Here is a 12,939-nt window from a genome sequence, read left to right as displayed (position 1 = left end):
AAAATGTCTAACTTTTTTATTGCACTTCATAATGAAGTCCTTTTTTCACATATTTTACCGGAAATTCAAGCGTCTTTCAAAGACCTCAAACAGTTTCTAATAGAAGTCAGTTGAGGCTTTTACCAGGGGTCCTTTAACTGTCTTATATGACTTTGATAATGATGCCAATAATCGTAAAGAGAATTTCACTAACCAGAATTAATTGAAGGCCGATCAGAATATTAAAGAATGTCGTCATTTTATCGGGATGTTGGACAAAAACTTTAATTCGTTGGTAAACGATGGGGATGGTAACAAGACTTAGCAGGGTCAGCACAGGTAAGTAGTGAAGAACTACCGCAACGATGATCATAATATAACTTAGAACGTAACAAGCGATTAAAACCTTCATGGCTGCGGAACGACCGATATAGTAGACAAGAGTGTGCTTGCCGATTTGAATATCTTCGTCCCGGTCACAAATATTATTTCCAAGCATGACGTTGCTAATTACAAGAATTGCTGGCAGAGCAACAATGAGGCCCTTTAGCCAGAAGAAGGGGTCAAATTGAGGACTGTTATAAATATTGACGTAGATGGCGAGTAGGGTAATGTTGTAGCCCATTGTAATCCCGGAAGCTGGTTCACCTAAAGGGGTCTTAAGAATCGGGTGAGGGCCACCAGAGTAGGCGTACCCAATCAAAAAACTTAAGAGACCAATCAAAAGTAGCGGCCAGCCAGTCTTAAATGTCAGATAGATCCCAATTACTGCTGAAAGGAGAACGAGACTGCCAATAATTAATCGGGCCCAAGAAAGGCTGATTTTAAATTTGCCAATAATGTTATTCTCCGAAACTGAGCCGCTGGCATTGAACCTCCTGTAATCGGTATATTGGTTGTGACCGTTAACGGCAAGGTGGAAACAGATGACCGCAATAAAGAGGCGAGCAGCATCGCCAATATTAAAGTGATCGTAATAAAAATAGGTGAAGGCACAACCTAATAAGTAAGGTAGCGCCGAAATGACAGTCGATTGTGCTTGAACAAGAGCTTTAAATTGCTGTCGACGGGTTGGAATATCCATGAATTTAACTTCTCCTTTTCTGATATTTATTAATCAAAGACTATTTTAGCGTATTCCGTTCTATACTTGATAAAATAATGTATAAGGCAGATTGTAAAATTTAAGTTGAACATTTAAGTGGACAGAAAAACCCATCAAGGTCTTTAATGGTGTTACCACACAATCCATTAGAAAGAAGGACCTTGATGAGCACCACTATTTTATCATTCCGGAACCGTCTTGTCATTGAAACGCTTCATAATGAAGGACGTTCCTTGCGATACATCGCTAACTACTTAGACTTTAGTAAGACCACCATCTTTAACGAACTTCACCGACTAAATGGTGAGTACCAGGCTGAGCTAGTGCAAACTGACTTTGAACGCAAGGTTAGTCAACGGGGGCAAAAGTCTTCGCTTACTAAAAACCTTAAACACTTGATCGGTAGATTGTAAAATTAATGTATCAAGCCGCTCATTACGAGTTAGTTGCTAGTGCTAAAGCTGTCAAAATTGGTCACGAGATCAATCCTTATTTTCAAATTGGTTGCATGATTGCGATGACTCCAATCTATCCACTCACATCTAAACCAGAAGATATTCTATTTGCTCAACGCGCAATGCAAACAAGATTCTGGTTCGCTGATGTTCACGTAAATGGATTCTACCCACAATGGTTGTTGAATCATTTCCAAGAACGTAATTTTGATTTGGATATGACTGACGATGATTTGCAAGTGTTAAGCCAAGGTAAAGTTGATTATATAGGATTCAGTTATTACATGTCCTTTGCCGTCAAAGATACTGGCAAGCTTGAATACAATGAAAGTCATGATCGTGTTAAGAATCCTTACGTTAAGGCTAGTGAATGGGGTTGGCAAGTTGATCCCGTTGGCTTGAGATATGATCTAAACTGGTTCAATGATCGTTATCATTTACCATTATTCATCGTCGAGAATGGACTTGGTGCTATCGATAAAAAGACTAGCGACAACAAAGTTCATGATGATTATCGAATTGACTATATGACTGATCATATCCATGCAATGAAACAAGCTGTTTTGAAAGATGGTGTTAATTTGATTGGTTATACACCTTGGGGCTGTATCGATTTGGTAGCCGCAAGTACCGGTCAGATGTCTAAACGCTATGGTATGATTTACGTTGATGAGAATGATGACGGAACAGGTAGTTTGAATCGATACAAGAAGGACTCATTCTACTGGTTCCAAAATGTCATTAAAACCAATGGTGCGGAGATAGATTAAGATGAAAAATTATGTAGGTTTAGATATTGGAGGAACTTCAGTTAAGTATGGTTTAGTTGACGAAAATGGAGTTGTATCTAATAAAGGACATTTTAAGACTAACGTTGATGACCAAGCTGGTTTGTTGAAGGACTTGGTAACAGCCGTTAAAAACATTCAATCAGTTGATAAGAATGTTTTAGGTATCGGTGTCAGTATGCCTGGTGTTGTCCAAGCAGATGGTTTCCTAACAACTTCTGGAGCTGTGAAATGTTTTACAGGTATCAATTTGGCCCAATTGTTAGAGGAAAAAACAGGTTTGCCTGCCAAAATCGAAAATGGTGCCAATGCTGTAGCGATTGCTGAAAAGTGGATTGGTTCAGCTCAAGGAATTCACGACTATATTGGTTTAGTTCTGGGAACTGGAGTTGGTGGTGCGATGATTATTAATGATCAAATCTATCGTGGCGCTCATGCTCGTTCCGGTGAATTTGGTTGGATGATTGTTGAAGATGATGATATTGATGTTGAGATGGGCAGTCTAAATTTCCGTGGTGCGACTGTCATTGGCTTGATCAGACGATATAATCAGTTCAGTGATCAACCAGTTGAAGACGCTCGCCTAATCTTTAAACGTGCTGACGATGGGGAAGTTTTAGCTCAGAATGTTTTGAAGAGTTACTATCATAGTCTGGCAAAGGGAATTATCAATTTGAAAGTTTCTTTTGATCCGCAGTAGTAATTGTTGGTGGTGGAATTAGCACCAATACTGAATTCATCGAAAATCTGAATAAGACGATTGAGGAAGTCAAGGCTACACATAATAGTATTAAGGATATAGATTTACCACTTGTCAAAGCAGCAAAATTAAAGAATGATGCTGGGATGATCGGTGCAGTTTATCAATTGATTCACGCCTAAAAATTATGAAGATAATGAGGGGATATTGATAACAATGATTTTGGTTACTGTATTATTCAAATTGAATGGTGTGTTGTTCTATGGAAATCGTATTTTAGACTGTGTTCCAACATAAAATAATTTCATTCATTTTGAGGATTCAAAATTTAAGTGTTTGCAAAAACACTGAGGGGTGAAATTTATGAAAACATGGTTTAACGAAAAAGTTATGCCTGGTATGATGAAGTTTGTCAATACGCGAGCTATAACTGCAATTAAAAATGGTATGTTAGTATCATTGCCATTTATCATGATTGGTTCTGTTTTCTTACTATTGGCTTCATTTCCAGTTCCAGCAGTTGCTCACTGGATGGATGCTACAGGGTTAACTCCATATTGGAACCAAGCATATAATGCTTCATTCGGAGTTATGGCAATTTTTGCTGTTGTTGGTATCGCATATAATTGGGCTAAGGATGCTGGTTTTGAACCACTTCCAGCCGGAATGACTGCTTTGGTCAGCTTCTTCTTGATTATGCGTCCTACAACTGCTGTTTTAAACGGAACAAAGACAGTTATCTCAGCCAATCAAGCACCAACAATGCTTGGTGGATTCATTGATAGAACTTGGCTAGGTGGTCAAGGTATGATTGCCGCAATCTTAGTTGGTTTGATTACTGGTTGGGTATATTCATGGTTTCTAAAGCATCACATTACTATCAAATTACCTGAACAAGTTCCACCCGCAGTTGCAGAATCATTTATTGCATTGATTCCTGCATTTGTAATTGTATGTGGTTTCTTGATTATCTATATCTTCTTTGATTTGGTAGCACATCAAACCGTTACACAATGGATTTATACAACAATTCAAACACCTCTACAAGGTTTGACTGATTCTGGAGGTGGTGTCTTCTTAGTTGGTATTTTAATTCCATTCCTATGGTTCTTTGGTGTTCACGGTTCAACTATTGTCGGTGGAATTATGGGACCATTACTACAGGCCAATGCTTTACAAAATGCTCAAATATTTAAAGCACATGGTGTTGTAACACAAGCCTTAGGTGGTCATATCTTTACACAATCACTACTTGATCAATTTGGTACTGTTACAGGTGCCGGAATGACATTTGGACTTGCTATTTATATCTTGTTCTTCTCCAAATCAGCACAACTTAAAGATATTGGTAAACTAGCGTTTATTCCAGCTATCTTTAATATTAATGAACCAATTCTCTTTGGTATGCCAGTTGTTTTGAATCCTATTATGGTTGTACCATTTATGTTTATGCCTACATTCTCAATGCTTTCAACATATTTCCTAATTAAAGTTGGTATTCTGCCATATCTAAATGGTGTACAAGTACCATGGACTACTCCACCAATTGTTTCAGGGTTCTTAGTCGGTGGTTGGAAAGTCATGATTTGGCAGGCTATCATCATTACCGCATCATTTTTTGTTTACTATCCATTTGTACATAAACAAGATGCAATCCTTTATAAACAAGAACAAGCTGAGATTAGTGCTAAAGCTTAACTTATTAGATTAATAAAGACTCATGGGTGTTGTAAGCTCATGAGTTTTTTTATTTACTGCAATTTATTAGTGTATGTATACATAACTATTGTTAATCGTTATATTGATTTTACCAAGCAATTGATGAAATGCTAGCTAACGCTAGTCCTAGTGATAAATTGTCTAAACGCTTGCAAGCAATCTTTGCCCAAGCATCTATTTCTCGGCGTGATATGTTGGGTGCAATGATTGGCGCCGGTATGAATATTGCTACAGCAAAAAATGAATCATTTGCAGTTAATGAACTCAAACAGCAGTATATCGATGGCTATAATAATTCAAGCCCTAATAAACTATCAACAGTTCCAGATAAAGTAGCCAACCAAGCTGAGTATTCTCAACGAATTTGGGTGCATGGCGACGTCATGACGACACGAATGAAAGAAACCCTGAACAAGGGTTTGAGTCTCCGCATGAAAAAATCAGACATCAATAAAATGACCCGCAGTATTCCTCAAAGCGGTGATCGAATTGATGACAATTTAGCAACGCCTATGAACCAAATGCTATCCAGAATTCATACGTTAACAACTAATGAAGCTATACGCAATAGCAACGGTGGTAAGAATAGAGCGTATGAGGAACAGAATGTTCAGTATGTGATGTGGTTAACCGAGGAAGATGATCGTGTTTGTGATATTTGTGAACCACTTGATAGACAAACATTTGCCTATGGACAAGCACCGATTCCAGTCACGGATACTCATCCAAGGTGTCGTTGCCAGCTGGTAGCCTGTGATGAAGATGGGAATCTGCTGTCTGGTGAACTTGATAGGGTATTTAAGGAACAAAAAAAGCCCACTTAGTTTAAAACTAAGTGGGTCAGGAATATTATTAATTGGCTTCACTCACAACAAAGTCGAGGGGTGCTAACTAAGTTAGCATCTATAATTTAGTATAAGAACCTTAAATGAAGCTTAAAAACTAATTCTTTGATTTACCGACAAAGAAAGAAACTAAAGCAACAACAATTACTGCTCCAATAATTGAAGGAATAATTGCCATTCCGGCTAATTGAGGGCCCCAAGATCCGAGTATAGCTTCTCCAATAGAGGAACCAACTAATCCGGCAACAATATTAGCAATCCACCCCATTGATTTTCCTTTGCTAGTAATTGCTCCAGCAATAGCACCAATGATGGCACCAATAATTAAAACCCATAACCAATGCATAAAACATCATCCTCTCTTATTTTTCGAAGGATGTTTTTTAGATTTGTTATAGTTTTGAATTTCTTTAAAAATGGCTAATAAAAGTTGAGATATAGAAATGATAATTGATATTTTTGACCAAAGTCCAAATCTTTTCATATCAAATCCTCCATTATCTAAATTGCATCCTTCTAAATCTAATTATAGGCAATTGAATATTTGCATACAAGTATTCGATTGTGCCATTCTTTTTAAAATAGGAATTTTTGATTTGCCTTTTTCTCAATTACAGGCGTTAAAGAATAATTGATTTAGTTATTGCACTTACAAACAATTTAGTCTACGGACTTAAAAAGGAGTTTTGATGATGAAAACAAATTTGCAATTTTTTGCTGATCCTAACCCAGAACCTAAGCCAAACGATTCCAACCCAAATCCTGATGGTAAAAATCCAAAGCCAGCTGGCAAGACCTACACACAGGATGATATTGGAAAGATGATGGCCTCTAAGGCTAAAGAAGTAGAAAGCAATCTGCGGGATGATTTTGAAAAGGAGCTTAAGCAAAAGGAACAAGAATGGCTTGAAAAGGGTGAAAAACGAGCCAGCATGAATGCTAGTGAGAAGGCCCAAGCCGATTTAGAAGAGCAACGACAAGCCTTAAAAGAACAGCAAGACCGTCTTCAAGAAAAATTAGATGAAGCTGATCGTAAGGATGCTTTAGCTGCAACTAAAACTGTTCTAACTGACAAGCACATTCCAGCTGAATTTGCGGAGTTTATTAGTGATGTTAAAGAAGATGTTCGTAACAATAACTTAGATAAGTTTACAAACTTATTTAACAAAGCAGTTCAGGAAGCTGTTGAAAAGAAAGTTACGGGTAATCAATCACCACAGAATGGCGGTCAACAATTTAACGCTTCTATGACACGCGAAGATTTTGCGCAGATGAGCCTTGAAGAGCAGACTAACCTTTATCGTCAAACCCCAGATTTGTACAACAAACTTAAATAGGAGGTATAGGTAATGACCGTAATTAACGGAAACCCTACGAATTTTAGTAATTTAATTGAACCAACAGTCTTTCTAGACTAGATCTATCGTCAAAATACTCAAACTAATCGATTTGTTCAATCTGGTGTGCTAAAAAACGATCCAGTATTAGGTGGCCGATTGCTTCAACCAGGACGATCAGTTGAGATCCCTGCAATGAATGATTTAAGCGGTGATGCAGATGAATGGAATGATACTAACGATATTCAAACTAATGGTGTTGATTCTGCTATGGAATACGGCATTAAGATGTATCAAAGCAAGTCATTCGGTAATACTGACTGGGGAGATTTAATTTCTGGTGCAAGTACCCAACAGAAGATTGCTAATTGCTTTGGCAACTGGTGGACTCGCCAAGATACAAAGATTCTTTTAGATACTGTTAAAGCCACTTTTAACAATACTGATATCGCGACTGCCAAGACTTATGGTGTGGGTTCTGAAAAAGAATTATCCGCCTCAGACTTTGTTAAAGCACTTGCCCGCATGGGTGATGTAATGGATAACACCTTATCGACATTAGTTGTTAACTCAGCAGCTTATTCAGAAATGCGTGAACAACAATTGATTGAATACCTGCAACCTGCTGGCGCAGCTACTCTAATTGCCACTTATCAAGGTATGAGCATCATTCAAGATGATAGCATTCCGGTTGCTTCTGATGGAACTACTTATGCACTCATCTTCGGCCCTGGAGCCATTGATTATGCAACTGCTACTCCGACTAATAGCCTAGTTGTTCAACGTGACGAATTTCAAAAGGGCGGCATGGTAGCCATTATTCAGAAACGAGTAGTTACTTGCCACGTTGCCGGAACAGATGTTGACTTGACTCAAACTAAGCCCGACACTTATTTAGCTGACTTGGCAGCGGGAACTAAGCCGTTATTCCAAGTATCCTATGACCCACGTAACATTCAATTAGTTAAATATGGTTTTAAAGTAGGAACTGATTATGTTGTCCCAACTATCAATTCACCTAAAGCTAAAGCTTCAGGCGTATCAGGTAGCTCATCAACCAGCGGAAAGTCCTTACGCAAATCTTCATCGTCGAGCGCTAATAACTTATCAATGGCGGCCACGATTAAATCAGCTTTTTCAGCAGTCATTGCTTCAACTTCTTTATTCGCAATCGCTGCGGCCCGCTTAATTTGAAGTAGTGCCCGAATCATTTCCAACGGCATCTTCGTACCAGTCGGAAAGTTATGGCGACTCCGTTCTGTCTGAGCACCCCATAAGGCGTTCGCAGGAATTTTAACTTTGCCTAAAGTATCCGATTCAACTCGATATTCTGTCATGTTGATAACCTCCAATTAATGTGTTGGTAAGCGCTTACTAAACGTGTGAAAAAAATAACATTTAGTTTATAAACCTAGTTTAGCGCCCCCATATAGCTATAGTCAAACTCAGTTTTAGCTATAAGTATTAATGTAGAATTGTTAATTGAATATTTATCAGTTAATATATCGAGCCTAATGAAATTCTGGATGAGTAATTCTCAAATGGCTATTAATGAATTAGATGATTCTTTTGAAATGATATTTAAAAATGGAATAAATAATTTAATAGGGGCAAAAAGCTAATATGTTGCTTTAATTTCTCAAGTTGTTAAGATTAATGTATAAACAAAAAGAGAGGAGTTTTATTATGAGTGTTGATAGCAAAAAAGATATTATTAAAGGTAAAACAAATCAAACCGTTGGTAAGACAACAGATGACGATAAGAAGGAACTAAAGGGTAAGGTTCAAGAAAAAGTTGGCCAAGTGAAAGATAAGGCTGATGAAATGGTCGATAAAGTTGCTAAAAAGATTAACAAAAAGAGTGATGAATAAAGCAATACCCACATTAAAGTGCAACACAAAAGTTAGACAAAATTGAATATTTTTAAAGTGCTAAGGCATGTTCCCTGTATTCGCAGGGAGTCATGCCTTTTGTTTTCTGTGATATTCGTCGATTGTTAAACCAATCGACGTAATTCTTTGTGATTTCCTTGAATTCTCCAATATCTTTACACTGTGGAAATCCATTAAGACATTCTGTTTTAAGAAGATGAAAGAAGCTTTCAATTGGCGCATTATCAAGACAGTTTCCCTTACGAGACATGCTTTGTATAAATTTTTTTTCAGAGAGTTTATCGGTATAGTAATTCAATTGATAATGCCAACCTTGATCTGAATGAATTATTGGTTTCATTCCTTCCGGAATATTTTCTGTGAGTTCATCGAGTGTATCCATAATTAGTTTACTGTTAGGACTATTACTTACTTGAAATGCTAAAACTTCCTTGCTTGCTTCGTCAGTAATAGCTGAAACGTAAGCCCACTTAGTATCGGCCAAGCGTACTTGTGTAACATCGGTATGTAATACTTTGAAAGGTACGGTTTCATTAAAATGCTGATGTAGAACGTTACGGGCCACTTTTCCAACTGTACCTTTATAAGATGAATATCTACCATTTCTGTGGCGGTTATAAAGGCTTACTTGAACATTTAATTCATCCATCAAACGACGCACTACGGCGTCTGATAGATGGATATCTAATTTAATGAGCTCTTCTTGAACGCGACGATAACCGTAGGTTAGACGTCCGCGATATCTTCCGCTTTCGGCAATTTTTAGTATCTCTACTTTTACATCTTCATACTTATCTACATAATTTTTGATACGTTTACGTTCATCATGATAAGTCGCTTTCTTAAGTCCAATGTTCTTAAGAATATCGCCGACTTTATACCGGTTAGATTTCGGAAGAGACTCTTGTTCGACCTTGATCTGATCAACTATTTGTGTTTTCTTTCGTCCTTTGAGGTTCCGAACAGGGTCATTGATTTTTTTAAGATTTCGTTCTCCAATTTTGCATCATATAATTCTTGATTCTTTTTCGTCAATTCTTCACGAAGTTGATCGATTTCGTTCTTGTTTACTAACTTACGTAATTTCTTCTTATTATGTTTCACTTTGGTTTTTCTGCCTTTCGGATGAGGCTTCAAGGCTTCTATACCATACTGATTGAAGGCTGTCCTCCAAAGACTGATTTGACAAGAATTAACATCAAATTTTGCGGATACTTCGGCTAAAGTTTCATCATGAGTTTGATAGTAGTTTATCACATCAACTTTAAACTCAACTGAGAAACTTCATTTAACTCTTCTTCGTTTAAGAGCGTCTGCGCCGCTCAAACGAAAGTTTTGTATCCATCTACCTACTTGTATTCGAGGCAAGTTACGTTTCTTTGAAAGAAGACTGATACTAATGTCACCTTGAAGATATTCACTAACGACTTCTGCTTTTAATTCTGAACTATATTTGACCATAGAAAAAGTGCTCCATAACTGTTAGATTTCTTGTCTAACAATTATGGAGCACTTTAAATGAGGTGATCTTTTTGAATCTTTTAAGAAATTATAGCTGCTAATGCAGCACCAGTCCGAGAGTTTTTATCGTTTAGGCTATCTTTTGGATGACCTTCAAAACAAACTTGACCGCCGAATTTACCAGCATCGGGTCCCATATCGACTAACCAATCGGCTCGTGAAATTAATTTCAGATTATGTTCAATCAGAATTAATGTATTGCCCTTATCAACCAATCCTTCAAATAAATCGATCAATTGTTGAGTATCCTGTAAGTGCAATCCGGTTGTTGGTTCATCTAAGAAATAGATTCGGCCGGTATGATTCAATTCCATTGCTAACTTAACACGTTGCACTTCACCACCAGATAAAGTGGTCATCGACTGGCTAAGATTCAAATAACCAAGTCCAACTTGGTGGAGTAGACTAACCTTTTTGTAGATATCTGGCACATCTTTGAAAAACTCTAAAGTGTCGTTGATAGAAAGATTTAGAACCTCAGAAATATCTTTGCCATGATAAGTGTATTGTAGTGCTTCTTGGCTATAACGTTTCCCATGACACAACTCACATTCTTGAACGATTGGATCCATGAATGCCATCTCGGTGATCATCACACCTTTACCTTTGCAACGGGGACAAGCACCTTTACCGTTATAACTAAATAGTTGTGTTGAAACGCCATTGTTGGCTTTACTGAAAAGCTTTCGTAGAGGATTTAAAATGTTCAAGTAAGTTGCAGGTGTAGAACGAATATTCAAACCTACAGAATCCTGACTCAAATCAATATAGTCTTGATCAGAAACTTGTTGTTTGAAAGCTTGGACTAAAGTACTTTTTCCAGAACCTGCTGGTCCAGATATCACGGTCATTACACCTTGAGGGATTCTGGTAGATACGTCTTTTAAATTATGAGAAGTTACATGATTAACATTTAGCCAAGATTGAGGTTCACGAGGCTTTGGGAAAGTGATTTTTTCTCGTAACATTTTACCCGTAATCGTATCTGACCGTAATAGTTCGTCGTAGGTACCAGTGAAAGTTACTTGACCACCATTTTTGCCGGCTTGTGGTCCCATTTCCACGACATAATCTGCTGTCGAAATAATGGCAGGGTTGTGATCAACTAGGATAATGGTATTGCCATGTTCCTTGAGCTTTTTTAAGGATTGGGTAATTAATTTAATATCGTGAGGATGGAGTCCTACACTTGGTTCATCGAGTACGTAAACTAAATCGGATAGGGAACTCGTCAAATATTTGGCAATTTTAATTCGTTGAGCTTCTCCACCAGATAGAGTATCAGTTCCACGGCCAAGGGAAAGATAACCTAAACCGATGTCGACCAAAGCTTGAATTTTACTATGTAGTTCACGCACCATTGTTTTAGCCTTGGGGTCCGAGATATTATCCAAAAATTTTAGGACACTTACTAAATCCATATCGCTGACTTCTGCAATATTTTTGCCAGCAATTTTACCAGTTAGAGCCTTTTTGTTCAGACGTGTTCCATGACATACTGGGCAAGGTTTTCGAGTGACAATCTTTGATAAGGCAGCTTCATGATGACGACCTGAGGCACTATGAATAACAGAGCGAAGCATACGTGGAACTAGTCCTTCATATAATGCCGTACGGCCCCAATTTGCCGGTGGATTTTTTAATTTTTGTTGCGGAGCGTGCATGAATAAATCATATTCTTCATCGGTGTAGTCTTTAATTTTTTTGTCTAAATCAAATAATCCACTGTTGCCATATTCCTTCCAACGCCAAGTTCCCGGTTGAAAACCGGCAAAAGTCATTGCACCTTCATTGAGTGATTTATTAGGATCAATTAATTGACGTTCATCTATGTCGTCAACAAAGCCTAATCCCTGACATTTTGGACACATTCCCTGAGGTAGGTTAAAGGAAAACCATTCAGAATACCCAACCCAAGGCTGTCCAATTCGAGAAAACATCAAACGTAAGACGGAATAGATGCCGGTGTAGGTTGCCAGAGTAGATCGAGAATTACGACCAATAGGCTTCTGTTCAACCACAATTGCCACTGGTAAGTTGTCGATTCGGTTCACTTCAGGTTGACCGTATTTAGGCAAATATTGTTGGGTGAAACTAGGAAAAGTTTCATTCAATTCACGTCGGGAAACAGCGGCTAATGTATCAAAAACTAAAGAGGATTTACCAGACCCAGAAAGACCAGCAAATACAGTCGTTTTATGCTTAGGAATATCTAAACTGACATCCTTTAAGTTATTTTCTTGAGCTCCATGGATAGAGATAGTCCCATCTGCAAATAAATCAGTCATAAAAACCTCCAACAGTAAATTTATAATTCCATTATATATAGAAATCTCGTTTAACAAAAATAATCGGGTCTAGAATTTTTGGTGTTGGAAAGTATTTCCATTCCAAAAGTACTAGGCCCTAATTTAAAAAGCCATTGATAATGGATCAAAAACGGCCAATAGGGTATACCCTAGTGGCCGTTTTTATTTCTGAGCTATACTAGGAATTACAAGTGTTCATTAGAACTGTCCAAAAGTAGAACTGGAAATGGCTAAAATCGGTTATGCGCGTGTGAGTTCCAAGGAGCAACATTTAGATCGACAGTTAGC

The 12,939-nt window shown here is 37.7% G+C and carries 9 protein-coding genes and 6 pseudogenes; 8 read left to right on the top strand and 7 right to left on the bottom strand.

The genetic code is table 11. From position 1 onward, the window contains the following. Window positions 1-142 precede the first annotated feature (142 nt). Window positions 143-1,063, bottom strand: a complete 921-nt coding sequence (locus FD26_RS09625; protein WP_057868213.1) for a prenyltransferase — start codon at window positions 1,061-1,063, stop codon at window positions 143-145. Window positions 1,064-1,248: 185 nt separating this feature from the next. On the opposite strand from FD26_RS09625, the pseudogene FD26_RS10945 reads away from it, so the two are divergent. The 5 genes and pseudogenes from FD26_RS10945 to FD26_RS09605 all read left to right on the top strand — a co-directional run. Further along, window positions 1,249-1,485: pseudogene (locus FD26_RS10945) on the top strand (helix-turn-helix domain-containing protein); the annotation flags it as partial. Window positions 1,486-1,496: 11 nt separating this feature from the next. Then, window positions 1,497-2,309 (top strand): annotated as a pseudogene (locus FD26_RS09620) (family 1 glycosylhydrolase); the annotation flags it as partial. A gap of 1 nt (window position 2,310) precedes the next feature. Then, a pseudogene (locus FD26_RS09615) lies at window positions 2,311-3,209 on the top strand (ROK family protein). Window positions 3,210-3,390: 181 nt separating this feature from the next. Continuing rightward, the gene (locus tag FD26_RS09610; protein WP_057868212.1) at window positions 3,391-4,725 is read left to right on the top strand and encodes a PTS sugar transporter subunit IIC; all 1,335 of its coding nucleotides are present in this window, start codon (window positions 3,391-3,393) and stop codon (window positions 4,723-4,725) included. Window positions 4,726-4,883: 158 nt separating this feature from the next. Continuing rightward, a complete protein-coding gene (locus FD26_RS09605) occupies window positions 4,884-5,570 on the top strand; it encodes a minor capsid protein (RefSeq protein WP_235525359.1) in 687 nt (228 codons plus the stop codon). A 118-nt stretch (window positions 5,571-5,688) separates the two neighbouring features. Here the strand turns inward: FD26_RS09605 and FD26_RS09600 are convergent, their stop codons facing one another. Together FD26_RS09600 and FD26_RS11390 are read right to left on the bottom strand one after the other, a co-directional pair. Beyond that, window positions 5,689-5,937 carry a GlsB/YeaQ/YmgE family stress response membrane protein gene (locus tag FD26_RS09600; protein WP_054643339.1) on the bottom strand — a complete coding sequence of 83 codons (249 nt, stop codon included), beginning with the start codon at window positions 5,935-5,937 and terminating at the stop codon, window positions 5,689-5,691. A 6-nt stretch (window positions 5,938-5,943) separates the two neighbouring features. Continuing rightward, window positions 5,944-6,075 carry a hypothetical protein gene (locus tag FD26_RS11390; RefSeq protein ID WP_016511903.1) on the bottom strand — a complete coding sequence of 44 codons (132 nt, stop codon included), beginning with the start codon at window positions 6,073-6,075 and terminating at the stop codon, window positions 5,944-5,946. Window positions 6,076-6,283: 208 nt separating this feature from the next. Between FD26_RS11390 and FD26_RS09595 the strand changes: the two genes are divergently transcribed. Further along, entirely contained in the window at window positions 6,284-6,928 is a 645-nt protein-coding gene (locus FD26_RS09595) for a DUF4355 domain-containing protein (protein ID WP_057868210.1), read from the top strand. 1,055 nt (window positions 6,929-7,983) lie between these two features. Here FD26_RS09595 and FD26_RS10940 read toward each other — a convergent pair. Continuing rightward, a pseudogene (locus FD26_RS10940) lies at window positions 7,984-8,265 on the bottom strand (lyase family protein); the annotation flags it as partial. Between the two features lie 349 nt (window positions 8,266-8,614). On the opposite strand from FD26_RS10940, the gene FD26_RS09585 reads away from it, so the two are divergent. Continuing rightward, entirely contained in the window at window positions 8,615-8,800 is a 186-nt protein-coding gene (locus FD26_RS09585; RefSeq protein WP_057868209.1) for a hypothetical protein, read from the top strand. A gap of 52 nt (window positions 8,801-8,852) precedes the next feature. Here FD26_RS09585 and FD26_RS09580 read toward each other — a convergent pair whose 3' ends face one another. From FD26_RS09580 to FD26_RS09570, 3 genes and pseudogenes are all read right to left on the bottom strand, one after another. Beyond that, on the bottom strand, window positions 8,853-9,740 hold the full coding sequence (locus tag FD26_RS09580; RefSeq protein ID WP_235526720.1) for an IS3 family transposase: 888 nt from the start codon (window positions 9,738-9,740) through the stop codon (window positions 8,853-8,855). Window positions 9,741-9,748: 8 nt separating this feature from the next. Beyond that, window positions 9,749-10,282 (bottom strand): annotated as a pseudogene (locus FD26_RS11420) (transposase). 80 nt (window positions 10,283-10,362) lie between these two features. Further along, the gene (locus tag FD26_RS09570; protein WP_003680292.1) at window positions 10,363-12,630 is read right to left on the bottom strand and encodes an ATP-binding cassette domain-containing protein; all 2,268 of its coding nucleotides are present in this window, start codon (window positions 12,628-12,630) and stop codon (window positions 10,363-10,365) included. Between the two features lie 247 nt (window positions 12,631-12,877). Between FD26_RS09570 and FD26_RS11095 the strand changes: the two are divergent. Next, window positions 12,878-12,939: pseudogene (locus tag FD26_RS11095) on the top strand (recombinase family protein); the annotation flags it as partial.

Source organism: Companilactobacillus crustorum JCM 15951 (assembly GCF_001434585.1).
Taxonomy (GTDB): Bacteria; Bacillota; Bacilli; order Lactobacillales; family Lactobacillaceae; genus Companilactobacillus; species Companilactobacillus crustorum.
The sequence above is the reverse complement of the archived record's forward strand: the minus strand, read 5'-3'. Positions and strand labels throughout refer to the sequence as shown.